The organism is Neobacillus rhizosphaerae (assembly GCF_050477885.1).
GTDB lineage: Bacteria > Bacillota > Bacilli > Bacillales > Cytobacillaceae > Neobacillus > Neobacillus rhizosphaerae_A.
This window is the reverse complement of sequence record NZ_JBCNAC010000027.1, coordinates 38118-63672: the sequence shown is the minus strand read 5'-3', so window position 1 is coordinate 63672 and position 25555 is coordinate 38118. Positions and strand designations below refer to the sequence as shown.

The following is a 25555-nucleotide window of genomic DNA, read 5'->3' as shown; positions in this document are numbered from 1 at the left end:
ATGCATAAAAAGAATAGGGTTGTCGAAAAATAACTGCAAAAAAATTTTTTTGACTTGTGTATATAATTCTACTTATCTGTTCAGAATGATTGCTGAGGTGATGAAAATGAGAGAGGAAGAAAACAAACGATCTTCTCAAAGTTCCAGTGTAAAACGCTTTTTCAAGAAGCGTTGGGTATTTCCAGCCATCTATATTGCAAGTGCAGCAATCATTCTGACCGCAGTTCTATGGTTCCAAACTAGCAATAGTGCGACAGACAAATACGATTACAAGTCCACTGATCTTGCTGGTAAAAAGAATCAAACACCAGCTGTTGAAGTTAACAAACCGTTGGAAAACTTCAAGATGCCGGTGGCCAAGGCTGATGCCGCAGTCGTAAAAATGAAATTCTATGATTTCCAAGGCAAAGCAGAAGACCAGGAAGCAGCATTAGTATTCTACAACAATACGTATGTTCCAAACACTGGTATTGATATCACGATGAAAGACGGCGAGACTTTTGATGTAGTTGCATCATTAAGCGGTACCGTTACTCGTGTCGATGAAGATGCAGTCCTAGGTAATGTCATTGAAGTAGAGCACGACAAAGGTATTGTAACACAATATCAATCAGTTAAAGATATAAAGGTCAAGGTTGGCGAAGAAGTAAAACAGGGACAAGTTCTTGCCAAGGCTGGACAAAGCTTGTTCAATGAAAAAGCTGGAACCCATGTACATTTTGAAATTCGCAAAGACGGTGTTGCTGTAAACCCAACGAATTATTTTGAAAAATCGTTAACTACGTTACAGGAAGACAAGCTTTCGGATGACAATTCAAGTGATTCTGTAGATAGTCCACAAATCAAGGAAGATGAGCAAATGATTGATGATCCTGCGAACTCTACTGACGATAAAAAATCAGGTGACGATAAGTCTTCTGACGAAAAAACGGACGACGAATCAATGAACTCTACACAAAACAAAAATTCATAATAATGAATGTGACCAAAGGGGAAGGGGAAATACTTTCCTCTTTTTTTTGTCTTTATTTGAGTGTCAGGCACCAAAGACATAGACACATGGGAAGTGTTCTCTTGGGGCGTACAAATGTCCACGAGTGGTGCCTGACACCATCTTTTAGGAGAGTCCAATTGTCACGAATGGAGCCTGCCCCCCCATCTTTTGTGCAAGAAAGGTGCTTGTCCTGCATATATGTTAGAATGGATGTAGAAGGAGGGATAAGTGTGAGGAGAGTTACAGTGTTCTTGGTTGGGGTGCTTCTGGTTGTTGCTGCGCTGGCCGGGTGCAGTAAGGAGCCGACACCGCAGGATCGTTTTTCTGATTACATAGCCTTATGGAATAAGCAGAAGTTTGATAAGATGTATGACTATCTTTCACAGGATGCGAAGCAGAAAATCACCAAAGAAGAGTTTACGAGCCGCTATACAAAAATCTACGAAGACCTTCAGATTACTGACCTCAAGATTAACTTCAAAAAACCGAAAGAAGATAAGCAGGCTGATAAAGAACAAGCCCAGTATTCTTTTACCGCAAAAATGAGCAGCATCGCAGGAACGATTCAATTTACCCAACAAGCGAAGTTACAAAAGGAAGAAAAAGACGATAAGAAAAACTGGTATGTAGACTGGCATACAGGGTTCATTTTTCCAAAAATGAAGGAAGGCGACAAGATCAGTTTGAGCACGGTGGCACCGACCCGTGGGGAAATTCTTGACCGCAACGGAAATGGACTAGCTGTGAATGGCCAGGTGTATGAGGTGGGAGTGGTTGCCGGGAAGGTGGAAGAGGCGATCATCGCACAATTAGCACCACTCTTAAAAATGACACCCGAACAGATTCAGAAGGCACTCAGCGCGAGCTGGGTGAAGCCGGGGTTGTTTGTGCCACTGAAGAAGGTATCGATGGATGACCAGGAGCGGATTGCCCAGTTGGTTGCGCTAGGGCCTGTGCAGACGCGTAAGGTGGGGGCACGGATATATCCGTATAAGGAAGCGGCGGCGCAGTTAATCGGCTATGTGGGTCCGATTACGGCGGATGAGCTGGAAAAGAGGAAAGACAAAGGATACACGAGTCGCGATGTAATTGGGAAGCGCGGCCTCGAGCAGGTGTTGGATGAGCAGCTGAAGGGCACGAGCGGCGTAAAAATCGTCATTAAGAAGAAGGTAGGCGGCGAAGAGGTGCTCGCCGAAAAGCCGGTAGCGAACGGGCAAAATGTGAAATTAACGATTGATGCGGAGTTGCAGCTAGCGACCTATAACGAGCTGAATGGGGAGGCTGGGACGGCAGCAGCGATGAACCCGATGACCGGCGAAACGTTGGCGCTTGTCAGCAGTCCGGCGTTTGATCCGAATCAAGCGGTGATAGGCTTCTCGGCTGACGAGTGGAAGGCGTTGCAGGATGACGCGAGGAAGCCGTTAACGACGCGTTTTAAACAGTTGTATGCACCTGGGTCGGTGATGAAAGCAATCACGGCTTCTGTGGGGTTAGAGAAGGGGACGGTTATTCCTACAGAGCAGGTTCCGATTCTTGGTCCGAAATGGCAAAAGGATCAGTCGTGGGGTGGTTATTTTGTGACGAGGGTACATGTGGGCAGTCCGGTTAATTTAGAAAAAGCACTCGTGTTCTCGGATAATATTTATTTCGCACAAGCAGCGTTGAAAATGGGAAAAGAGGGGTTTGCGGAAGGACTGAAGAAGTTCGGGTTTGAAGAGGAGTTGGGGTACACGTATCCTCTTGAGACATCGCAGATTGGAAAAATGGACAGTGATATTGCATTGGCGGATTCTGGATATGGCCAGGGGCAAATCCAGATGAGCATTGTGCATTTGCTGGCGTCATATACTCCATTTATGAATAATGGCAATATGATTAAGCCGACGCTATTAGCTGATGAGCAGCAGGGACAGGTGTGGAAGGAGGCGGCGGTCTCTAGTGAGCATGCTGCGTTGATTGCTGCGGATTTACGGAAGATTGTTGGCGATGCGGGTGGAACGGCGCATGCGGCGGAGATGGCGGACTATCCGCTTTCTGGAAAAACAGGGACAGCTGAGATTAAGCAGAAGCAGGGGGAAACGGGCTCTGAAAATGGCTGGTTTATTGCCTATAACACGAATAACCCGAGCTTAATGGTGGCGATGATGGTGGAAAACGTGCAGGGCCGAGGTGGCTCCCAGGTGCCTGTGAAAAAGGTGAAGAATATTTTTATGAATTGGAAGTAATGTTTATGTTTTGGCGCCTGGGGGACCGGGCGTTTTTTTGTGCATAATTGTGGTGTTTTTATGGAGAGTGGGTTTAGTTTAGTTTAGTAGTTGGCGAGTAAAATGAGGTTATTGACGAGTAAAGTGTAAAGTTTGACGAGTAAAATGGAAAATCGACGAGTAAGTCATATATTTGACGAGTAATTCACGAAAGTGACGAGTAAGAAAGGAAATCATTTAAAAAAGGTAATTTTAAAGGTACTTCAAGAGGTAATCAATACATAATTTGAAAGGAACATACTAGAGCCAGGCTAAACGCCTGGTTTTTTAATGAAGGAGTGGGTGTAGTTTTGTGGTTGGAGAGTAAAATGGGGAAAGTGACGAGTAATTTATGAAAGTTGACGAGGAAAATAGAAAATCGACGAGTTAATCATAAATTTGACGAATAAATGATCAAAAGTGACGAGTAAGAAAGGAAATCATATAAAAAAGGTAATTTAAATGGTACTTCAAGAGGTAATCAACACATAATTGAAAGGAAGATACTTGAGCCAGGATATATGCCTGGCTTTTTTGAGGTGCCGGTAAACGTAGGAGGGTTCTACGTGCCCGAACCAGAGAGAAAGAGAGTTTCGGGTAACGCAGAAGGGTTCTACGTGCCCGAACTGAGCGAGAAATAGAGCAAGTGGTAACGTAGAACCGTGCCCGAAAAGATCAATAAAATTAAGGGCCCATACGATTAACATAAATTTTGTCATAGATGTCCGCTAGGTGGCTCCCACTGATATTTCTCCAAATCAATCACTCCGCCAAGACCGACCTGGACGCCTTCTGCTTCCAACGACAGCACCTGCTCGTTATAGGCTTCATCTTCCTGTAGGGCAATCTGGCCCTTCACGTTGACGACACGGTGCCAGGGGAGGCGGTGCTTCTTGCTCATGGAATGGAGGATGCGGACGACCTGGCGGGCAGCGCGGGGGCTTCCAGCGAGGCGAGCGATCTGTCCATAGGTCATGACTTTGCCTTCAGGGATGCTGCGAATGATAGTAACTACATTTTCGGTAAAAGGTGTCATGGCAATGTTCCTTTCAGGAGGTGGTTCCCGATTCGGCGCACAACAGTATGCGTGTCAACAATCAGAAAAATCCTTCTAATCAATCTATGAACATTATATAATATTTTGAAAAAAGACAAGAGGGGAAGCAGCATGAAAACATTACTTTTAACAGGGTTTGAACCATTTTTGGAGTTTCCGATTAATCCAACAGAGAAAATTGTAAAAGAACTTGATGGATTCTGCATTGGCAATTATCAAATTAAAGGCTTAATGTTGCCGGTGGATTATCGGAAGGCGGGGGAACGAATCCTAGAAGAAATCAAAAAACAGGAGCCTGATGCGGTGCTTTCCTTAGGTCTCGCGGCGGGGCGGTCAACGATTACTCCGGAGCGAATCGCCATCAATTGCCGCGATGGCGCGCCGGACAACAATGGTGTCGTACTGAATGATGCTTCCATCATCGAGGATGGTCCGGATGGTTATTTTTCCACACTGCCAATAAGACAATTCGTCAATAAGCTCAATGAGAGCGGCTTTCCGGCGAAGATTTCAAATTCTGCCGGGACGTATCTATGTAACAATGTCATGTATGTGGTGCTACATGAAGTGAAGGATAGGCCGGTGGGATTTGTTCATATCCCAGCGTCGCATGAATTAGTGATCCATGGAAAAAAAGAGCTGCCGTCCTGGTCGGATCGGGATTTACTGGAGGCCGTAAAAGTCATGATTGGCACATTAGAATAATATTTTTTTGAAAAAATAGCCAATTTTCGCTCGACAAATTTCTTGGGAAATATTGCTGGTGATCCTATATTTCCAAGCTGAAATCCACCTATTGCAGGCTTTTTCCACGTTGTCGAACCGTGTTAAATTGTCCAATTTTCAAAAAACTTTTGGAATGCCTTGTCCCGTTTGTGGATTTTGTGCATAAACCCGTATCCAAGCTAATAAAATGGTTACAAACCTTTACAAAGAGAGTGTTTGAGGTGAAGAGTCGTTTGAAGTTAGCGGGTATTCAGTCGGGGACATGATTATTCATTGTATTGTCAGAAGGTTAATTACTTTCTGTCGTGTGGAATTCGACAAGTATCACCTATTTCGAAGACTGTCCATTGTATGCGGACAAATGTCTTTCGATGGTGCCTGACACCAGAGATGACACCAGAGAGGTGAAGCCCAAGCAGTCGGATCCACACGGAAGCAGAATTCGTCGAAGTGATAAGCGGGTCTCATTTCACACTACTCACATCCATATTAGGGAGGGCGAGAGTGTGCACGATTACATCAAAGAGAGAACTATCAAGATTGGAAAGTATATCGTGGAGACGAGGAAAACGGTTCGCGTAATTGCGAAGGAGTTTGGCGTATCCAAAAGTACAGTCCATAAGGATTTGACAGAGAGGCTTCCTGAAATTAATCCAGAACTAGCAAATGAGGTTAAAGAAATCCTAGATTACCATAAATCAATTCGTCACCTCAGGGGTGGGGAAGCGACAAAGATGAAGTATCAAAAAGAAGAAAAGGAAGGCGAGGCTGTCAAATAAGCCGCAACATCAGTGGGGTACATGGGGTTTTCCGTGAAGCCTTGAAGACGTTCTCTTGGAATCCTCTGTCAAGAAAACATTTCCGACATAATTCATCAAAATTCTAGTAAAACGTTATGGAAATTTTAAGGATTATGATACAATAGAAAATTAGGAAATGCATGTGGAATTCCGCTTTGAGGAGGAAAGAAAAGAGAATGTTTGCAAGGGATATTGGGATTGACTTAGGAACGGCTAACGTGTTAATTCACGTAAAAGGCCGTGGAATTGTTTTGAATGAGCCATCTGTCGTAGCAATTGATAAAAATACAAATAAAGTGCTTGCTGTTGGTGAGGAAGCTCGCCGCATGGTCGGCCGTACACCAGGCAACATTGTTGCGATCCGTCCGTTGAAAGATGGCGTTATCGCTGACTTTGATGTAACAGAAGCAATGCTGAAGCATTTTATTAATAAGTTAAACGTAAAGGGCTTTTTATCGAAGCCGCGCATTCTGATCTGCTGCCCGACGAACATCACAAGTGTCGAACAAAAGGCGATTAAAGAAGCAGCCGAAAAGAGCGGTGGGAAAAAGATCTATCTTGAAGAAGAGCCAAAGGTAGCAGCAATCGGCGCTGGAATGGATATTTTCCAACCTAGCGGTAACATGGTAGTGGACATCGGGGGAGGAACGACGGATGTTGCAGTTCTTTCTATGGGCGATATCGTGACTTCTTCCTCCATTAAAATGGCCGGCGACAAGTTTGACATGGAAATCCTCAACTACATCAAGCGTGAGTACAAGCTTTTGATTGGTGAGCGTACGGCTGAAAATATTAAAATCAACATAGGTACCGTGTTCCAAGGTTCTCGTTCAGAGGAAATGGAAATCCGCGGCCGTGACATGGTGAGTGGTTTGCCACGCACAATTACTGTTCGTTCGGAAGAAATTGAGTCCGCGCTTCGTGAATCGGTTGCTGTCATCGTTCAGGCGGCAAAGAGTGTTCTTGAACGCACACCACCAGAATTATCAGCGGACATCATCGACCGTGGCGTGATTTTAACTGGCGGTGGCGCATTGCTGCACGGAATCGACATGTTGCTTGCTGACGAATTGAAGGTTCCAGTTCTTGTAGCTGAAAATCCAATGGACTGTGTTGCGATTGGAACAGGCATCATGCTTGATAACATCGATCGCATTGCTAACCGTAAGTTAGGATAAGGATTTTCTGGTAAAAGATTCACTTTAATTTTGTACATTTTTATTGCTCGTGGTTGTATGACATCTAACCAATGGTGAACATGCCCCGAATGATACATGAAAAGTCTAATGAAGCAGGCTGGACAAGCCTCAGTCATTGGGCTTTTTTATTTGCCTTTGGTTCCTCTTTAATAGACGGATTTTGCGTTTTTTTTACATCAATTTACTTTTTTCGTAAAAAAATAATGTGCAATGGGGAATATTTTTTTATAATAGAAGTAATGAAAATTTTTCAACAGTTTGCGAAAGCAATTTTAATAAAGAAATTCAAGTTACCGATTTTAAAAAAGTTGGTTATAATATGTATAACTCACTGGGCCCATGGGGCAGTCCGGTTAAAGGGGAATTAGTGAATGTCTGTAAACAATCAAGCCAAGACCAGGGAAGAATTTAAACGAGCTAAATATGAAGAGCAGCAAAAGATGAAGGATGAAAAGCAAAAAGCCAAGGATGAAAAGGCTATGATGAAAAAGGATCGCGTGAAGGTGGAGCGTACAAATGAAAAGGTGGAGGCCGCACCACACACCTACAAACGAATCCGCATTCGTCTGATTCCCATCTGGCTTCGTCTGGTTCTTTTAGTTGTGTTTACGTTCGTCAGTTTGTTGGCGGGAGCAACGGTTGGCTACGGGATTCTTGGCGGTGGAAAAGTGGCGGATGTTTTTAAACAGTCGACCTGGACTCATATTCAAGATTTGGTGGATAAAAAATAAATTGGCTGGGAAGGGGAGCGAAAGCCCTTCCCTTTTGTGTATCTTTTCGAGTAGAATAGAGGATAATACTTGTTACTAGTAGGAGGTACTAATTTATGCTTGATATCGAACAAATTAAAGAAATCATCCCTCACCGCTATCCATTTTTGCTGGTCGATCGTATTTTGGAGGTAGAAGAGGGAGTTAGAGCGGTTGGGATTAAGAATGTTTCAGCCAATGAAGAGTTTTTTAATGGACATTTTCCGGATTACCCTGTGATGCCTGGTGTACTGATTGTTGAAGCACTGGCACAGGTTGGGGCAGTGGCTATGTTGAAAAAAGAAGAAAACCGTGGCCGCTTAGCATTTTTTGCTGGAATTGACGGCTGCCGTTTTAAAAAGCAAGTAAAGCCTGGTGACCAGCTTCGTCTTGAGGTAGAAATTATCCGCCTGCGCGGACCGATTGGAAAAGGGAAGGCAGTAGCAACGGTTGACGGCGAAGTGGCATGTGAAGCAGAAATTACGTTTGCGTTGGGTGAGAAAAAGGAATAAGTTTTGTACTAGACGACTGGAAGCCTGGGGCTTTTGGTCGTTTTTTTATAAGAAGGCTATGTGAAGAACAGTGTTGATTTTTATACCCTGTTGATTGGAGCGGACATCAACAGACAATTTTAACAGGCATTGCTGTAAAAAACTTCAAGCCATCATTTTTTTACCAATGGGAAAGATAAAAACAGACCATTGCAAGTACAGGTCAAAACTTATTTGGTGAAAGGGGCTTTTACGCTTGAAGAAGAAGTTATTTATGCTGCTTGCGGGTTCTGTATTATCGGCTGTAATGTTAGCGGGTTGTAACAATGACAATGATGATCAAAATCCACCGCCGCCGACAAATAACAATATCAATACACCGACAGATAACCGTATGGATAATGATTTAACGCCTAATGATAATAACGATGTAATCGATGACAACAACATCATTGACCGCAACCATTATCCGGAATCTGAAGATAAGAATACGCCACACGATAAAGACCCAGGCAAAGACAACAATACTCCGCAAGAAGACATTATCGAGGATGACATTGACGTTAAGGACAGAGACAACAAAGACGAGTAAAACAAAAAGGACAGGCAACAAAGCCTGTCCTTTTTCCTAACGGTTTTATTTCATGACCGTACCAAGTGGACAGTGTCCACGAGTGGTGCCTGACACCATCAGTGTGCCAGTGACATCACCAAAGTATTGTTCAAGCCCCAAAGCCATTCGCAAATAGTACAGCAGCAAGAACGAATAAGACGATGAAGGCCAGGTAGAGGAGTCCGACGACGATAACGATGATCCAACCAGCTACTTTGCGTCCAGTTTTGATAAAGTAAATCCCTAAGGCAAACGGACCAAAGAAAAAGCCTAGAATAGCCCACAGCCATGGGCTCTTATTATGTTTCGGCGCATCCACATATAAGAAAATAGCAATAATAATTTCAACAATAATACTAACGATCCCTGTCATAATTTCCCCCCCTAAAAATAAATTTTCCAACTTACACTTTTAGTATCTCTAGGGAAACGGAAAAAATCAACAAAAATGTGAATTTATCACTGTAAGCAACATAAAAAAACCAGTCCGAAGACTGGTCTAGGTCAGAATCAAAATTTAACAATTAAGGATTTTTTACTTTAATCTTCGGTTTACTCTTCATTTTCTCCTTAAATTCATTAAGAAGGGCAGGACCCTTTAGCCCTTTTTGCATCAGACTATCGAGCAGCAGCTCAGAGTAATCACTTTTATTACGGCGGAGATGACCTTCGAATAACACACTGATGTGCTTTTCAAATTGATTCAAAGAAACAATCTTCGTTTGAAAATAAGCAGGCGCGTTCTCCTTCTTCGTAATCACAGCTTCAACAATTAAATCGCGGCTTTGATCGTGAATCGTTTTAAAAAAATCATAGAGGGACAAATCTGTATACGCCTCAAGCAGCCAGGTGGAGCGCTCATCTTCCTTATTAAGAATCAAGCCGTCTTCTAAAGGAACTTCAACCGAAGTTTCACCATCCATAACGTCCAATGAGTATAACTTAAAAGATTTCATCGCAACCTCCAGTTACTTTTTTCTAAATTATAACATATGTCGAGCAGAAGCAAATGTCGAAAAATATTTGTCGAGTTTTGTAAAAATCATATTTCGGAGAAACGTAGAAGCTACTTTTTGACCAAAGGCTCGGGGATAGCGCACGTATCCGGGCGAAAAACCCTGGATACGTCATTTAAAGCCGTTTTACAAGGAACGCTCCAGGGGTCTATGATGGAACTATCAAATGAAAGGAGTTGAAACCATGATTAATCAGGTCACGCTTGTCGGCCGACTGACGAAGGATCCAGAATTAAAAAAGACGCCGGAAGGGAATTCTGTCGCACATGTCACACTGGCAGTCAGCCGACATTTTCGGAATCACAACGGGGAAATTGAGGCTGATTTCGTGCAATGCGCACTTTGGCGGAAAGCCGCTGAAAACACGTGCCAATATTGCCGAAAGGGCTCTGTTGTAGGAATCACTGGTCGATTGCAAACCCGGAATTACGAAAATAAAGAGGGAAAAAGAGTGTACATTACAGAGGTGGTGGTGGAAACGATCCGTTTCCTAAGTGCTAAGCCTCACGATGTAGTGACGGAGCAAAAAAGGGAGGAAACGACCGTTGGAATTTAGCAGCGAAGCAGCGAGGAATCTAGAACAGTTACTAGAAACATTAATAAAAATGGTTGGTAAATCCAATCAAAAAATTGACAGCCTGGAAAAACGGGTCAGCCAATTGGAATGGCTCATCAGGGAACAGCAGTTAGAACAAAGGGACAGAACTCCTATTCACATGTACTCCAGAACCCCACACCCTTCTTCTGAAAAAATTTCCTTTCACCTTTGATCCTACATTGGAATTTTTCAATCATTTTCACCCAAGACTTTACCCCAACGAGTAGCTTTTCGGCGAGTTTTTGAAGATTTCCCCGCAACAGGTACCAGTTGTTAAAAAGAATCAAAGACCTCTCCGTATGCATCCCCGTTTTTTCCGGCTAACCATTGCCGGAATTTTTTTTGAAGAAAGATATTTGCGGTGTCAAGCACCGAGGAATTCTTATAGAGAATTTATTATGTAGGTTTAAATTTCAGCGAGCGGGATAAACTAATTAAAAAACCCCCCTGTTTTTTTGATAGAAGCCGCTGAACACGTGTCAGCGGCTTCTTTGATGTTTTAGCCCCTCATATCGAAAAAAAACCCCCTCTACAATTGCCTGTCCAATTTTAAAACTTGTGTTTATGTCGCTAATAAATTTTACGAATTTCCAAAAAACTAGGTATTCCTTTGCAGGAAAAAATAAAATTATTGTCGAATAGTAAACATCGATGTCATATATTGTATATTTGGAGGTATTTGATTGAATGAAAAGGTTGCCTTAATATTTATCGGAGAACAAGTAAGTAAGCAAGAATGCTGGATTAAAAGCAAGCCTAGTTTTTCTGATGCAGTCGTCCTATCAAATCAGACATCCCATCAAACAACATGCGTTTCCTATCAACATATTCTACTAGATTACAAAAACAATTCTTTTCAAATCTCTGATTCCGATATCCAACTCACCTGTGACAGAGACTCATTAAAGATTACACAAGGAAGTAAAAGCAAACAGCTTACGGAAGAAGAGGTATTTGACATCATCAATAACTTTGCCTTCAAAAAAGGAAACAAAGTTACCTTCCTACGTACCATCCCATACCGTAAAAGCAAAAAAAGAAAAAAGAACAAGGATCGCGTCCTCGCGGTAGGAAAGAAAATAGAAGCCGAATAACGGAAATGCGAGCGAAGTGTCCTTTCCGGGTGGACAATGTCCACGGGTGGTGCCTGACACCGTTCACTGACACCATTCACCATTACTGTAAAATGATGGTGCTGTTATGACACAGAATTGACACTTTCCTTGCAAATAAGACAAATTGTGATACACATTTAATGTTTTTGTAACATAACTGGTACATTAATCTGTTATAAATAGGTTAATAAGGAGGGGGAAGCGTATGCAAAAGACAACTAAGCGTATAATTCTCATGTTACTTACAATGATGTTATGTGTATCGGGGAATATGATTACATATGCACAAACCAATAGTAATGCCCTACATAATGCTAAACAAGCGCTAGATGAAAAAACTAGATTAGTAGAGCAAAAAGAGCAAGAAAAACAAGCAGTAAATAAGGAAATAGAAAATATTCAACATGAGCTAGAGTCTTTATACAACACCATTACGGCCAACAAAGATGCGATGGCCAAAACACAGAAGAAAATGGATGAGATCAATCAATTAATCGAAGAGAAGAAAGAGGAAATCGTCCAGTTGGAGGATAAAATCCTTGCCCGTAAAGATATTATGAAGCAGCGAGCTGTTGCAATGCAGCAAAATAATAATATCAACCTGATGATTAACCTATTCTTCGAATCTAACAGTATCTCTGATTTCATCCAGCGTGCGAGCGCTGCGTCCACCCTGATCGATGCAGATAAAGACATCTTGACGGCCCAAAAAGAGGATCTACAACAGATAGAGAAGGACAAAGAAGAAATCGACAAGCAGGAGCAGTCACTCGAAAATGAAAGACAAACTCTTGCCGGGCAGCAGGCAGAGCTTGATCAAAACTTGCAAAAAAGACAACAAACCTTAACAGCCATGCAAGAAAAATATAATGCCATCGTGCAACAAATGGCGCTTGCCGAGCAACAGAAAGCTGGCATTGAGTCACAAATGAAAACCATTCAGGCAAAAATCAGCCAAGAACAGGCGGCTGCAAAAGCTCGTCCGGTTGCAGCATCACCTTCTACACCAAGCAATGATACCGGTGTAGCCATCAGCGGCAAAGAGATGTATGTAACGGCAACGGCTTATACACCGTACGATTCTGGATCAATTACGGCTTTAGGCTACAATATCGGAGCTAACCCGAACATGAAATTAATCGCTGTCGACCCATCCGTCATCCCACTTGGAAGTAAAGTGTGGGTAGAAGGATACGGGGTAGCAATCGCTGGTGACACGGGCGGTGCCATCAAGGGCCACAAAATCGATGTCCTCGTGCCAACGAAAACACAGGCATATCAATGGGGAAGAAGAACCGTTAAAGTTGTTATTTTACAATAGAACAGGAAAGAGCTTGGAGTCCGCCTCCAAGCTCTATTTTTATGTTAACGCTTCTTTAATTTTTCCCGCATATTCTCCGGCTGCTTCAACCAATAACGAAATCCTTTACCTGCTAATGGTTCATCATTGTATCTTGGGATGACATGTAAATGACTGTGCAAAATCGTCTGATTGGAAGCCTCACCCACATTCCAACCAAGAGTATATCCATCTGGTGTGTAAGTTTCATCGAGGTAGTCTTTCGCTTTTTGTAAAAGCTCATACGTATCGTTCCATTCTTCTGGTGTCAGCGCGAACGCATTTGCATGATGCTTTTTCGGAACAATCACCCCCGAACCTTCCAACACATCCTGTTCCTTCTTATGTTGCAAAAAATAACACGTCGCATTTTCAAACATAATCTTCTGATCTGTGTCATCATGCGGATGACAAAATGGGCAACTCTTATCGTACGACATAGAAACCTCCTATTATAAAACATTTAAGAATGAGGATTAGCTGCTTTCAAGGGTGTCTCAGCCTCTGCACTGTGAACCCTTTGGTCCAAAGCAGGAACGATCCGGTAAAAAAGAAAGATTCCAATCACCCCCATACTTGTGATAAAAATCGTGGTCGCCATGCTGGAAATAAACGAACTCAGCGTAACGGTGACCGAACAAATCAGCATCGCTAGATTAAACGTTAATCCGGACACCGCCATATAAGAGCTACGTGCGTGTTCCGGCGGCAGCTCTGCCATGTAGTTTTGCTGCACAGGTACTCGAAGCACCTCAGCCACCGTCGCTGCCAGCATCGCAAAAAACAAAAGCCAAATATGATTGGAATACGAAATTACCGCATACCCCACGACAAAAACAATACAGCTTACAATCAAGGTATGCCTGTCTTTAAAACGCTCCACAATTTTAGTGGCCACCAAAGCCATCAGCACCACAAGAATCGTATTTTCCGTCCGCAGGAAACCGAGCATTTCAATTCCACCAAAGGTCCAGCCGAAAAGATGCTGTTCGGCCATTTCATTAGCCAAGCGAATTCCGATATAGTTGGTTAGCTGGAATTCCATCGACAAAACGAGCAAACCGGCTAAGACAAATAGGATAAATACCCGATCGAGAAACACTTCCTTGTAGCCGTTCAACATTCCGTGTACATGTTCCCTGACGGTCTTACCTGCCGTTTTTTCAGTAGCATAGCTTTCTTCGATAAAAAAGGTGATGAGTACCCAAGTCAGTAACGCTGCGGCAGATAATGAAAGTAGCAATTCAAATAAGTAATTTTTAAAAAGAAAACCTCCGATGACGCCGCCAAGGGCAATCGACAGGTTGTTAGCCCAATACATGATTGAGTACATCGTTTTGCGTTCCTCGGGCTTACTCACATCAATCAGCATCGCCTGGGTGGCCGGTCCCGCCAGACCCCAGCAAATACTATTCGCCGTCATCGTGAAAAACGTCAACAATGGCGAGAAGAACCAGGGGGAGTTACTTAGCATCATGGTAAAAAAGGCGAAGAACCGCAGTGTTTCGGCAAAGACAATCACCTTTTTCCGGCCAAACTGATCGGAAAAATAGCCACCGAAAAAGTTAATCAGGATGCCGATGAACACATTCACAAGCAGCAATAAGCCGGCCGTTTTTGCCCCAAAATGATGGGACAAATAGATCGCCATAAATGGAAAAATCATTCCGCCAATGGTCGAGCTTAAAAACGATTCGACCAGTCGGATTTTGATCGTCCGGTGAAACTTTAATATATTCATTTCGATTGCTCCTAACCTAGGTTTCTAGCTCCCTCAAACGGTTGGCAAAGGTCTCTGTCCAATCCTTTGAAAGCTCCGCGAGACTCAGCATCTTCTTCATCCCGTCGAGATTCGTCTTGTCTTTATATTTCAGTTTGTTTGCGTACGAAATACTCACACTTTCCGGATTCCGTTCCACTAGTTTCAAAGAATCCTCGCTGGAAACATAGCCTTCTTGTAGGACGCGGAAATAGAACCCGGTATAGCCGGTATGCTGTACCATCAGAGGTAATTTTGGCTGGTTCAGCTTGGTTGCCAATTTAAAGCAAGGCTGCCGTGGCTGCGTCACCTGCACGATTGCTTCCCCTAGTTCGAAGACATCGCCAATCCATATATCCTCCTCGGTGATTCCTTTTACCGTTAGGTTTTCGCCAAAGGCACCGGCCTCCAGCTTTGTATCGAGCACACTTTCCCAAAAAGAATAATGGTCATGGGAATAGACACAAACGGCTTTATCAGGCCCTCCGTGAAAATTCAAATCAGCCTGCTGGTCGCCTTCGAAATTTAGCGTCGAAAGAAACACCTTTCCATGAACCGACTTTTTATCGATTGCTGAAAGCAATGTTCTCTCTCCATATGTGAAATCCTGCGGTGTCCGCACGTTTATAGACAGAACAGGTATGTAAGTCATGATTTCTCCCCCTTTTTTAAGTATATTTGCTTGTTAAAAATAGACGTGAATTCTATCAGGAAATTTCACCTGTTGGAAAACTTTTTCGGAGTTTACCATACACCTATAGTAAAAAATAGCAGGTTTGGTTGTTTTAGGAAAGATGTAGAATTGAAAATAGGAAATTCCACCCGTACGTTGGAGGCGGTTTCATCCTTTCTAATTTTAGAATTGACGATGAAAATAGGTATGAAATAAAATGAATGGATAACATGATTAATTTGTAGATAGGGTGGGATTACGTGATCGAATTAAAGCTGCGTTCGATTTTAAAACAGGTAAAAAGTGAAAATCCGCAAAAAAGATACGAGGCACTTGACCAGCTTTTTCAATATAAGCAGGATGAAGGACTGGAAATTCAAATAGATGTGTTAAAAGATATCATCAAAACGGCGGCATCTGGCTTCCCGAAGCGCGTCGATCACTGGGACAACCCATCATTTTATCTGATTGATTTTGTGTGCGACTTCCCGATGCCGGAAGTAGTGGAGGGCCTCCTCAAGCACTTCAACGGGTTGGACCTGCAGGCAAAAGAGCGTGCCATAGAATTTCTGCTTGGAACAGAAGACGAAGAAATTTTTTATATATTGGAGGAAAAAATCGTCGAGTTAATTCAATCGTCGGAGAATTTTCTCATCCCAATAAGAGAGCTCGCGAACTATCCGATGTTAATTAAGGGAATCCTTGATAAGACGCTGGACAAGCTCGACAGCAAATACTATAAATTTATGCTCTATGATCTATTATTATCGCTAAACTCCTCCGGCTATGAAAAGGGCTATCAAAAGGAGAGCGTTCTCCCGTCCTTGCTCAAGGATTATCAGGTGGAAAAAGAAGAATACTTGAAATTCGATGCTGACTTTTCCAGTAAGTATGTGTACACCGCTTGGAAAAATAGCTATTTTGCGATTCGGACACGGATTCGATTGTTTATTAGTTTAATGGAATACTATTTTTCAGAGGAAGTGAGAGCGGAGCTGGAGCAGGCAATGTGTTACCGCGATCCTTTTATTCAAACCGAAGCGCTTTTGGTGTGCATCGGTAAAAATCTTCCTTTCGATGCAAGCAAATTAACAGAAGCGGCCAATCAGATTGAAACAGCCGAAATGGTCTATTGGGAATTGAAGGAGAAGAATCTCGAGCATTTGTACCCGATTAAGGAAGGCAAGCAGCCGCATTTGGCGAAAACGAGGCTTTTTTCAACGATTATCAATTTGCCTGAAGAAGAAGAAGGCGTAATCCGTTTTCCTGAAGATATCCAGGTCATGGACAAGATTGAAACGGAAAATATGTACGGCCAGCTGGTCCGCTACTATTTGCTGAGCTTTGTGGAGAACGGGATACGGTATGCGGGATGGGCAGGCGGCTATGCGCTTGAGGACGGCGACGATACTGCTGAACTATGGGACGGCAGCTACACGGATTTTGTCGAGTGGTCCAAAGCTAGCATCGAAGAGCATAAGTCAGCCTTTTTTAAAAAAAGAGCGGAAGAACAGCAGGAGCATGAATCGAGCATTTATTATGAGAGCTCGCCGCGCCTCAGTCGTGGCGCCTGGTTTTTCCTAGGCCTGGCGATCGTGCACTGGGTGAAGGCGGTGTTTACTGGTTTTGCCGAGGACTCGATTCCTATTTTGGTGGTGCTCACGGTCATTGGCGGCGGTTTTTGTTTATATGAACTAACGAAAAATAAGAAGCGCAAGGTTCAAATCGTCGGTCAGCAGCTTGTGAAAGTGGACGGATCGAAGCAGCACGTGGTTGAGATCGCTGATATCAAAAAGATAGAGTACAACAAAAAGAACGTTGTTGTTTATAACAAGAAGAACGAAGTGGCGTTTTCCTTCCCTCTCCGCTGGGTGCACTACGACCTGTTTTATGCGCACATGAAGGAGCACACCAACCATTTGAAAGAACGACCATTTATACAATCATAGCAGTAAAAACTGGGGACAGTCCCCCAACGCTTTAAATCAGTGGGGGACTGTCCCCAGCTGCAATATGAAACGGTTTGCCAACCAGTATAATGGATGGTGAATCGTTTTTTTTGTTTTGGGTGATGAAGGACAGAACCGAAGAGGAAGCAAGGCAAAATGTCTTTCATAGAGGGGATGAAGGACAAAATCGAAGAGGAAGTAAGGCAAAATGTCTTTCATAGAGGGGATGAAGGACAAAATCGAGAAGGAAGCATAACAAAATGTCTTTCATGAAGGGGATAAAGGACAAAACGCCAAGAAAAATAGAAAAAAAGTCCTTCATACTTTAAATGCCCCCCTGTAAATTAAGCATTTTTTACATAAAAAAGAGGAAAACCATAAGATTAGGTTGAAATATTGGTATAAAAGATGAAGGAGGGCTTGCTAACATGTTTGTTTTACTATTAAAGTACATTAAGCCAATAGAAGAAGTAGAAAAAGAATTAGAACCACACAGAGCCTACTTAGAAAAATACTACTCCTTACAAAAATTCATCTGTTCCGGCAGGCAAAACCCAAGAGTCGGTGGAGTCATTCTTAGTAATGCGGAAAACCGCGAAGAAGTCGAAGCCATCATCCTAGAAGACCCATTCTATAGTAAAAAAATAGCAACCTACGAAATTATCGAGTTTACACCAACCATGCATGCGGAAGGATTTCAACAGTTTATCAGTATGTAATGGGGTAGGGGTTTCAGACAAAGGGGGACAGTCCCTCACCGCTTTAAATCAGTGGGGGACTGTCCCCAAAACCTACTTCAACGGCTCATTCAAAACGTTCTCTTCCAACACCGAGAACTTATCGCCATAAACCTTGGTAATATGCTTCTCGCCCCAAGCACAAAGCGAATCCAGGATCCCTTGCAGCGACCAGCCGTATTCGCTCAACTCATACTCGACCTTCGGCGGCACCTGATTGTAGACAATCCGATTAATAATCCCATCGGCCTCTAACTCGCGCAACTGCTGGGTCAACATTTTCTGCGTAATATTCGGCATCAGCCGCTTCAAATCGCTTGTCCGTTTTTTTCCGTGCGTCAAATGACAAAGAATCACACTCTTCCATTTCCCGCCGATCACTTCCAACGTCGCTTCCACTGATATATTATACTTCTTCTTTTCCATCGTCAGTCATTCCTCCTCTTCTATAGGCACCAAAAAGTGCCTACGTAACTTAAAAGTATCTATAGCACTTCAAAGTACGTACTTCTCAATAGTTTCTCTATCATCCATAATAACACTTGCCGGTCGAAAACAATCATACACTTTTTTACAGTTCACATACAAACCTACAAAAATGAGGAGGAACCACATCATGTCTTTAAATAAAAAACAAAGCACACTTGCACTGATAGCCTTAGCAGTCAGTGCGTTCGCCATAGGAACCACCGAATTTATCAGCGTCGGCTTGCTGCCGCTGATCGCGAAAGATCTACACATACCTGTAACAACGGCTGGACTCACCGTCTCATTATATGCACTTGGCGTCACATTCGGGGCACCGGTCCTGACATCCCTAACATCCAGTATGTCACGCAAGACTTTACTGCTCTGGATCATGATAATTTTCATCATCGGCAACAGCATCGCCGCGAGCACGACCACCATTAGCGTGTTACTCACCGCCCGCGTCATCGCAGCATTATCGCACGGAGTTTTCATGTCGATCGGCTCTACCATTGCGGCTGACCTCGTGCCGGCCAACCGTCGTGCGAGCGCCATCAGCATCATGTTCTCAGGCCTCACCGTCGCAACCGTAACCGGCGTACCGTTCGGAACCTTCATCGGCCAGCAATTTGGCTGGAGAATGGCCTTTATCCTAATTGTAGCCATCGGCATCATAGGCCTCATCGCCAACAGTGTTCTCGTTCCTTCTTTTTTGAAAAAAGGAACTCAAACAAGCTTCGGAGACCAGTTCAAGCTCCTGACCAATGGACGTCTTTTATTAGTATTTATCATCACTGCCCTAGGGTATGGTGGAACATTTGTTGTCTTCACCTATTTAGCACCATTACTACAGGATATAACAGGTTTTAAGGAAGGTACAGTCGCCATCATCCTACTTGCGTACGGTGTAGCCATTGCAATCGGAAACATGGTCGGTGGAAAGCTTTCGAACCGCAACCCGATTGGGTCGTTATTCTATATGTTCATCGTCCAAGCGGTAGTCCTCTTTGTATTAATGTTCACAGCACCGTTTAAAGTGGCCGGTCTCATCACCATTATTTTCATGGGACTCCTCGCCTTTATGAACGTACCAGGACTACAGGTGTATGTCGTCATGCTAGCTGAACGGTTTGTGCCAAGCGCGGTCGACGTGGCGTCAGCCATCAACATCGCTGCCTTCAACGCCGGTATCGCTATTGGTTCCTACCTGGGCGGAGCGATTACCGACTCCATCGGCCTTATCCACACCACCTGGATCGGTGCCCTAATGGTCTTCGGAGCCGTCATCCTAACCGGCTGGAGCCGTGCCCTAGAACGCAAAGACCAAAAAGCTAATCACTTTGCAAAAGAAGCTTGCTAAAGGTAAAATGCAAGAGGTTAGGGTGTCAGGCACCATTTGTGGACACTTGTTTTTCTACAATGGACATCATAGTGCCTGACACCACTCAAAGACATGTGTCCTTCTAGAGTGGACACGGAATGAATTTACAACTAGAGGAGGTTTTTTACTATGGTTAAGAATTTACAAGATACTACAACGTTAAGTAATGGTGTGAAGATGCCTTGGTTTGGCCTTGGGGTGTTTAAGGTGGAAGAGGGCTCTGAGGTAGTGGAGTCTGTGAAATCAGCACTTAGAAACGGGTACCGCAGTATCGATACAGCGGCAATCTACCAAAATGAAGAAGGCGTAGGACAAGCGATCCGCGAATCAGGAATCGCTCGGGAAGAGCTATTCGTGACTTCAAAGGTATGGAACGCAGACCTCGGCTACGAGTCAACGATTGCTGCCTACGAGACAAGCTTACAGAAACTAGGACTAGAATACCTAGACCTTTACCTTATCCACTGGCCTGTAGAAGGTAAATATAAGGAAGCATGGAGAGCATTAGAAACACTTTACAAAGAAGGCCGCGTAAAAGCAATCGGCGTAAGTAATTTCCATGTGCATCATCTAGAAGATGTCATGAAGGACGCAGAAATCAAGCCAATGGTGAACCAAGTAGAATACCATCCGCGTTTAGCGCAAAAAGAAGTCCGTGCATTTTGCCAAGAGCAAGGCATTCAGCTAGAAGCATGGTCACCATTAATGCAGGGCCAATTGCTCGACAATGAAGTCCTTCAAACCATTGCTCAAAAACACAACAAATCCGTGGCACAAGTCATCCTGCGCTGGGATCTGCAAAACGGCGTCGTGACGATTCCAAAATCAACAAAAGAGCACCGAATCATCGAAAACTCACAGGTGTTCGATTTCGAACTTACAGCTGAGGACATGGAAGCGATTGACAGCCTTAACCAAGACCGTCGTGTCGGTCCAGACCCAGACAACTTTGATTTTTAAAAATGGTACCTGAAAAATCACATGCAACAAAAGGGCTTGGGGATTCCCAAGCTTTTTTGTACTTCTATAGACTAGTCCCGTGACATATATGAAATAGCTTTCAAATAAATATGAATGGAAGGTTATTATAGGAGGCGAAAGAATGGTCAATCAGGGATTTGCCGGTATATATGACAGTAATAATCAAATGCTAGTTTCTCCTGAATCATTTGCCGCACCACCTGAATCATTGACAGAGCAGCTCTTTATTGAAAGATCATTAACTGAAAATAAATTTTGGTTAAGGATTATGAAAGAGCATTCGTATTTTTTAAGTGAAGGATTCGACCATCATGACAAACATCTTATTCAACAAACCGATCGTTTTTATTATTATTTTCAGGAACAGGAAAAGAGAGCGTACCAAACTCCGAATAATGTAACCGCAGTGAGAAAATTAAATGAGGATTCTATTCAATTGGTATTAGGATTAAGAAATTTCAAACGTAATCTCCTTATACTTATTATTAATTGTAAAGTTAAGGGGTTTAATTTCCCTCTGCTGGTCGATCACATAGCCCGAGAAGCTGAGTATTTTATGAGGACGTTAAAAAAGTTCAATGAGGGAATTTTGGACCCCATTCAGGATGCCATTATCAAAGAGAATGTATTTTGGCTTAAAATAATGATGGAACATTCACGTTTTATCGCTTCACTATTGGACCAATCAGAACGTAATTTAGTAAAAACCGCGAGTAAATTCGGGGACGATTTTGAAGTTCTTCTTAATCAAGCTAGAGATGTTGAATCCATGCTATATAAGAAGAGTCCAACTTATCCGATAATCGGAAAGCTTAATAAGGATAGTGAAAATGCAACACATGAACTGCGTAATTTTAAACAGGCGGGGTTAGATTTAATAAAAACATGTCAAATACGAAGTGTGATCGATCCATTATTAGCAGATCATGTAGTAAGGGAAGCGGATCATTTCCTCCATATGATTTCTGTTTTAGAACAAAGATTAAAAGTAAAACAGCAGGAAGAACAGAGTTTATAAAAATTTCAGGGTTATGGGCTCTTTTATAAGCTATCCAAGAAAGACCAAATCAGTATGGGATTTGGTCTTTTAACAGATGTATTGACTCAAGGTTTGTACCCTATTTTTTACCAGCCTTCGCAATGTTACGCAGAACCGAATAAACAAATCGAATGCTCTTTCCCACATACCCGGTACGATTAAAGCTGCCAATGACATACACATCAAATCCAGGGCTATACAGCATAAAGGAACCCGTCGAACCTAAATGGCCCCATACATGATACTTTTGGGTAAAAGGCTGCATTCGCACCCTCATCAGCCCGAATCCATAATCAACGCCGATCCACATTTTCGTCCACTTTTGCATCGCCTCCAATGACTCTCTGCTAATCAGTTGACCACCCTCCAGGGCCTTCATAAAAAGTAACAAATCCTCAGATGTGCTCACCGTTTGCCCACCGGCATAAATACTGCTAAAGCTTTTATGCTCTGATACATCCACTTTCTTATCCTTCATAAAAATAGTGGCAACAGGATAATCGCTCACTACCGCGGGCTCTGAGTAATGGCATAAGTACGAATGCTTCATTCCAAGCGGATCAAATATGTATTCATGCAGCACTTTGTGATAAGGCTTTCCAGTTACTTCTTCAATAATCATCCCTAACAGATTAAAGCCGGTATTCGAATAGTGGCAGCCCTTGCCCGGTGCGAACTTCGGAGTCAAATGTTGCTTCGTCCATTCGATTGTTTCCTCCGGTGTCCAAAAGCGGGACGGTTGCTGGAACAACAATTCCTGAAACGAGGGACCCGTTTTCGGTTTTAACTCATAATAATCCGGTAAACCAGAAGTATTGTTCACCAAATGGTCGATGCGGATCTCCTGCGAGTAATCCGTTCCTTTATAAATGTGTAAGCCTTGAGCCAATTCCACCGGCAAAAATTTCGCGACCCGATCCTCATAGCTAATTTCGCCCTTTTCCACTAACATCGCAATCAGAACGGCTGTAAAGGTTTTTCCGATGCTGGCCGTATGAAAGGGCTGATCAGGGCTGGCAGGTACATCCCCCGTTTTTCCATGAGCCCGATTCAAATGGAGATTCAGAGAATCCGAGTGCACGAGCAAATAGGCATTATCCACCTTAGTATCAGAATCAACGGCCTTGTCTAGCTTTTTTTCAATCGCTTGAATCATTCATAGTCCTCCGCTCTTAATCTTGTTTATATATATCTATTATATTCCTAATCCCCCACATTAATGGTAAAAATTACTATCATAACCATCATACCATTGTAAATAAAGCAACCAGACGATTCTGGTAGCCATTGTACGACTCTAATTCTGTCTCTTTTTTTGTACCTTTTTTCCCAATATCATCACCTTTTTCAAGTGAAAAGTAAGAATCACCTTACATAGGTTATTTAAATTCATCATATGCTGGTAGTGGAAAATGGGGACAGTCCCCCGAGCGGGTAACGCGTTAACGCAGCGGGGGACTGTCCCCATAAAAATCAGGGGGATGTTATGGAGCTTTCGTTATTTTTAGAGTATGGCTGGGTTTTGCTTATTTTGATTGTACTTGAGGGTTTGTTATCGGCTGATAATGCGTTGGTTTTGGCTATTATGGCGAAGCATTTGCCAGCAGAACAGCAAAAGAAATCGCTCAATATTGGATTGCTATTGGCTTTTGTTTTTCGAATTGGAGCTATCTTTATCATTTCGTTTCTGTTTCATGTGTGGCAGATTCAGGCGATTGGGGCGGCTTACTTAATTTTCATTTCTATCAAACATGTATTGAAAAAGGAGCACGGAAAAAAAGAAAAAGCTACAAGCTGACGGTTATACAAATCGCCTTGACGGATATCGCCTTCGCTGTAGACTCGATTTTAGCAGCAGTAGCGCTTGTTATCGCATTGCCCGATTCACCATTGAGGGAAATTGGTGGTATGGATGCTGCTCAATTTATTGTCATTTTATTAGCAGCGATCGCTGGTTTAACCGTTATTCGCTTCGCTGCAAGTTACTTCGTGAAGGTGTTAGCTGAGCATCCTAGTCTTGAAACCGCGGCCATGTTACTTGTAGGCTGGGTGGGTGTCAAGCTTTTCGTACATACGCTTGCACATCCATCTTTCCAAATCCTTTCTCAGGATTTTGTAGAGGGACCCATCTGGAAGACCCTTTTTTGGACAGTGATGCTACTAATCGCTTTAGGTGGTTGGTCTGAATCCAAGGAAAAAAAGCACAAAGGTAGAGCAAAGATTATAGAAGTAGGCGAATTTGGAAGTTGGTTTCCAAATTTTGTAGAATTCCTTCTTGATTTTGTAGAATAAGTTGAAATTTTGTAGAATTCACTCTTAACTTTGTAGAATAACTCTGGGAATCCGTTCTTATGAGGTGAAATTGGAAGTTTGTTTCCAATTTTTGTGGAATCCTACCCCGATTTTGTAGAATTAATTAAAATTATGTAGAATTCCTCCCCTTTTTTGTAGAATTATAAGAAAGTAGGTGCTTGTATGAATCAAAAAGAATACGAATGGGTCCGGCAAACTCGAAATACACTGTTAGACTATTGTGCAGAAATCGATCCCAATGATTTTACACGCCAAAATGGCTTCGGATGGGAAAGTGTAAGAGATTCATTGGTACATATTGCAGATTGCTACTATGCGTGGTTGGGTTCATTTGTTTTATTAAAAACAAAGAAACCTATCACTCCCAAGGAAGATAGGCAATATTTCGATTTAGATAAAATAAAAGAACGCTTTACGCAGGTAGATATCATAGTGAATGAGGTATTCGAAAAATACGATATTCACTTAAATGAGTTAATGGAAAGAAAGATTCCTTGGAGAAAGGCACCAGAAATCATCTCAATCACACCTGGTAAATTGCTCATGCATACTATTACGCACGAGTATCATCACAAGGGGCAAATCACAGCAATGTTGCGCCAGATGGGGTATGAACCACCCAATACAGATGTGTTAGGGACAGAAGATTAATCTAGTTAAGAATGAAAAGGGGACCGCAGTGCGATCCCTTTTTCTAGTCTAAGATGAAATAAGAATACATATAAAAAAATTGGATAAATTAAGGGAAATCCTAAGATGGAGTGTATTCGATTGAAATATCCAACTTTTGAAGATGTGAAAAAAGCAAGAGAAACCTTGAAGGATGTTTCGACTAGTCACTGGGTTCAAGATGACTTATTTACATGGAAATGGTGGTTATTGCTCGCTGCCACTTTCCTGCCATGGGTTATTTGGATTAAGTATCGTGATAAAGAAAGAACATTAGAAATCCTATGTTATGGCTTACTATGGGCAATTTTAGCTTCGGCAACGGACGTCATTGGAGGAGAGAGCTTATTATGGGGATATCCGGACAAATTGTTGCCGATGGTGCCCCCATTATTTCCTGCTGATATTTCCGTTATTCCTGTTTCTTATATGTTTATATACCAGTACACAAACACGCTTAAAAGATACTTGGTCTTCTCCTTATTACTTTCTGGGTTCTTCTCCTATATAGTAGAACCTATTTTTATTAAATTAGAGATGTTTGCTTTACATAACTGGGCACATACATACTCGTTTATAGGTTTTTTTATCCTGTCTCTGATCCCTTATTACTTAATAAAAAAGCTTACTATTAAAAAATGATATG

Annotated in this window: 27 protein-coding genes and 1 pseudogene; 20 read left to right on the top strand and 8 right to left on the bottom strand. The window is 42.6% G+C overall.

Annotation, left to right across the window (positions count from 1 at the left end; genetic code table 11):
* Positions 1-106 precede the first annotated feature (106 nt).
* Positions 107-973, top strand: a complete 867-nt coding sequence (locus tag ABES03_RS03550; RefSeq protein ID WP_430115171.1) for a peptidoglycan DD-metalloendopeptidase family protein — start codon at positions 107-109, stop codon at positions 971-973.
* Positions 974-1224: 251 nt separating this feature from the next.
* Entirely contained in the window at positions 1225-3219 is a 1995-nt protein-coding gene (locus ABES03_RS03545; RefSeq protein WP_430115169.1) for a penicillin-binding transpeptidase domain-containing protein, read from the top strand.
* A 733-nt stretch (positions 3220-3952) separates the two neighbouring features.
* Here ABES03_RS03545 and ABES03_RS03540 read toward each other — a convergent pair.
* Positions 3953-4273, bottom strand: coding sequence for an MGMT family protein (locus tag ABES03_RS03540; protein ID WP_430115168.1), 321 nt, complete (start codon positions 4271-4273; stop codon positions 3953-3955).
* Between the two features lie 132 nt (positions 4274-4405).
* Between ABES03_RS03540 and ABES03_RS03535 the strand changes: the two genes are divergently transcribed.
* The 6 genes from ABES03_RS03535 to ABES03_RS03510 all read left to right on the top strand — a co-directional run bounded on the left by ABES03_RS03535 (position 4406) and on the right by ABES03_RS03510 (position 8851).
* Positions 4406-4999: a pyroglutamyl-peptidase I gene (locus ABES03_RS03535; RefSeq protein ID WP_430115167.1), complete on the top strand. Its 594-nt coding sequence runs from the start codon at positions 4406-4408 to the stop codon at positions 4997-4999.
* Positions 5000-5526: 527 nt separating this feature from the next.
* A complete protein-coding gene (gene spoIIID / locus ABES03_RS03530) occupies positions 5527-5799 on the top strand; it encodes a sporulation transcriptional regulator SpoIIID (RefSeq protein WP_007086083.1) in 273 nt (90 codons plus the stop codon).
* Between the two features lie 197 nt (positions 5800-5996).
* Positions 5997-6998, top strand: coding sequence for a rod shape-determining protein (locus tag ABES03_RS03525; protein WP_430115189.1), 1002 nt, complete (start codon positions 5997-5999; stop codon positions 6996-6998).
* A 392-nt stretch (positions 6999-7390) separates the two neighbouring features.
* A complete protein-coding gene (locus ABES03_RS03520) occupies positions 7391-7750 on the top strand; it encodes a DNA-directed RNA polymerase subunit beta (protein ID WP_430115166.1) in 360 nt (119 codons plus the stop codon).
* 95 nt (positions 7751-7845) lie between these two features.
* A complete protein-coding gene (gene fabZ, locus ABES03_RS03515; RefSeq protein ID WP_307283638.1) occupies positions 7846-8280 on the top strand; it encodes a 3-hydroxyacyl-ACP dehydratase FabZ in 435 nt (144 codons plus the stop codon).
* 235 nt (positions 8281-8515) lie between these two features.
* The gene (locus ABES03_RS03510) at positions 8516-8851 is read left to right on the top strand and encodes a hypothetical protein (RefSeq protein ID WP_430115165.1); all 336 of its coding nucleotides are present in this window, start codon (positions 8516-8518) and stop codon (positions 8849-8851) included.
* Positions 8852-8981: 130 nt separating this feature from the next.
* Here the strand turns inward: ABES03_RS03510 and ABES03_RS03505 are convergent, their stop codons facing one another.
* Both ABES03_RS03505 and ABES03_RS03500 read right to left on the bottom strand, forming a co-directional pair.
* Positions 8982-9245, bottom strand: a complete 264-nt coding sequence (locus ABES03_RS03505) for a hypothetical protein (protein ID WP_430115164.1) — start codon at positions 9243-9245, stop codon at positions 8982-8984.
* A gap of 151 nt (positions 9246-9396) precedes the next feature.
* Positions 9397-9828 (bottom strand): YwpF-like family protein, encoded by a 432-nt coding sequence (locus tag ABES03_RS03500; protein ID WP_430115163.1) that lies wholly within the window; start codon positions 9826-9828, stop codon positions 9397-9399.
* A gap of 244 nt (positions 9829-10072) precedes the next feature.
* On the opposite strand from ABES03_RS03500, the gene ssb reads away from it, so the two are divergent.
* From ssb to ABES03_RS03480, 4 genes are all read left to right on the top strand, one after another.
* Positions 10073-10444, top strand: coding sequence for a single-stranded DNA-binding protein (gene ssb, locus ABES03_RS03495; protein ID WP_430115162.1), 372 nt, complete (start codon positions 10073-10075; stop codon positions 10442-10444).
* On the top strand, positions 10434-10658 hold the full coding sequence (locus ABES03_RS03490) for a hypothetical protein (RefSeq protein WP_430115161.1): 225 nt from the start codon (positions 10434-10436) through the stop codon (positions 10656-10658). The genes ssb and ABES03_RS03490 overlap by 11 nt, the downstream gene beginning before the upstream one ends.
* A 511-nt stretch (positions 10659-11169) precedes the next feature.
* Complete coding sequence (locus ABES03_RS03485) at positions 11170-11580, top strand: hypothetical protein (protein WP_430115160.1); 411 nt, start codon at positions 11170-11172, stop codon at positions 11578-11580.
* A 226-nt stretch (positions 11581-11806) separates the two neighbouring features.
* Positions 11807-12922 (top strand): 3D domain-containing protein, encoded by a 1116-nt coding sequence (locus ABES03_RS03480; RefSeq protein WP_430115159.1) that lies wholly within the window; start codon positions 11807-11809, stop codon positions 12920-12922.
* Positions 12923-12966: 44 nt separating this feature from the next.
* On the opposite strand, the gene ABES03_RS03475 is transcribed toward ABES03_RS03480, so the two are convergent.
* From ABES03_RS03475 to ABES03_RS03465, 3 genes are read right to left on the bottom strand one after another with little or no spacing between them, the layout of a single operon-like run.
* Entirely contained in the window at positions 12967-13380 is a 414-nt protein-coding gene (locus ABES03_RS03475; RefSeq protein ID WP_430115158.1) for an HIT family protein, read from the bottom strand.
* Positions 13381-13403: 23 nt separating this feature from the next.
* Positions 13404-14681 (bottom strand): MDR family MFS transporter, encoded by a 1278-nt coding sequence (locus ABES03_RS03470; protein ID WP_430115157.1) that lies wholly within the window; start codon positions 14679-14681, stop codon positions 13404-13406.
* Between the two features lie 16 nt (positions 14682-14697).
* The gene (locus tag ABES03_RS03465; protein ID WP_430115156.1) at positions 14698-15351 is read right to left on the bottom strand and encodes an MOSC domain-containing protein; all 654 of its coding nucleotides are present in this window, start codon (positions 15349-15351) and stop codon (positions 14698-14700) included.
* Between the two features lie 281 nt (positions 15352-15632).
* Here ABES03_RS03465 and ABES03_RS03460 point away from each other — a divergent pair, with 281 nt between their 5' ends.
* Together ABES03_RS03460 and ABES03_RS03455 are read left to right on the top strand one after the other, a co-directional pair.
* Complete coding sequence (locus ABES03_RS03460; RefSeq protein WP_430115155.1) at positions 15633-17321, top strand: hypothetical protein; 1689 nt, start codon at positions 15633-15635, stop codon at positions 17319-17321.
* Positions 17322-17749: 428 nt separating this feature from the next.
* Positions 17750-18040, top strand: a complete 291-nt coding sequence (locus ABES03_RS03455; protein ID WP_430115153.1) for a YciI family protein — start codon at positions 17750-17752, stop codon at positions 18038-18040.
* Between the two features lie 72 nt (positions 18041-18112).
* On the opposite strand, the gene ABES03_RS03450 is transcribed toward ABES03_RS03455, so the two are convergent.
* The gene (locus ABES03_RS03450; RefSeq protein WP_430115151.1) at positions 18113-18484 is read right to left on the bottom strand and encodes a winged helix-turn-helix transcriptional regulator; all 372 of its coding nucleotides are present in this window, start codon (positions 18482-18484) and stop codon (positions 18113-18115) included.
* Positions 18485-18674: 190 nt separating this feature from the next.
* Here ABES03_RS03450 and ABES03_RS03445 point away from each other — a divergent pair, with 190 nt between their 5' ends.
* The 3 genes from ABES03_RS03445 (at position 18675) to ABES03_RS03435 (ending at position 21906) form a co-directional block, all read left to right on the top strand.
* Positions 18675-19886, top strand: a complete 1212-nt coding sequence (locus ABES03_RS03445; RefSeq protein WP_430115150.1) for an MFS transporter — start codon at positions 18675-18677, stop codon at positions 19884-19886.
* A gap of 150 nt (positions 19887-20036) precedes the next feature.
* On the top strand, positions 20037-20867 hold the full coding sequence (locus ABES03_RS03440; protein WP_430115148.1) for an aldo/keto reductase: 831 nt from the start codon (positions 20037-20039) through the stop codon (positions 20865-20867).
* 142 nt (positions 20868-21009) lie between these two features.
* Positions 21010-21906 carry a DUF2935 domain-containing protein gene (locus tag ABES03_RS03435; protein WP_430115145.1) on the top strand — a complete coding sequence of 299 codons (897 nt, stop codon included), beginning with the start codon at positions 21010-21012 and terminating at the stop codon, positions 21904-21906.
* Between the two features lie 100 nt (positions 21907-22006).
* On the opposite strand, the gene ABES03_RS03430 is transcribed toward ABES03_RS03435, so the two are convergent.
* On the bottom strand, positions 22007-23083 hold the full coding sequence (locus ABES03_RS03430; RefSeq protein WP_430115144.1) for a serine hydrolase domain-containing protein: 1077 nt from the start codon (positions 23081-23083) through the stop codon (positions 22007-22009).
* 330 nt (positions 23084-23413) lie between these two features.
* Here ABES03_RS03430 and ABES03_RS03425 point away from each other — a divergent pair.
* From ABES03_RS03425 to ABES03_RS03415, 3 genes and pseudogenes are all read left to right on the top strand, one after another.
* Positions 23414-24219 (top strand): annotated as a pseudogene (locus tag ABES03_RS03425) (TerC family protein).
* 183 nt (positions 24220-24402) lie between these two features.
* Positions 24403-24891 carry a DinB family protein gene (locus tag ABES03_RS03420; protein ID WP_430115143.1) on the top strand — a complete coding sequence of 163 codons (489 nt, stop codon included), beginning with the start codon at positions 24403-24405 and terminating at the stop codon, positions 24889-24891.
* 120 nt (positions 24892-25011) lie between these two features.
* Positions 25012-25551: a CBO0543 family protein gene (locus ABES03_RS03415; RefSeq protein ID WP_430115142.1), complete on the top strand. Its 540-nt coding sequence runs from the start codon at positions 25012-25014 to the stop codon at positions 25549-25551.
* Positions 25552-25555: the final 4 nt, after the last annotated feature.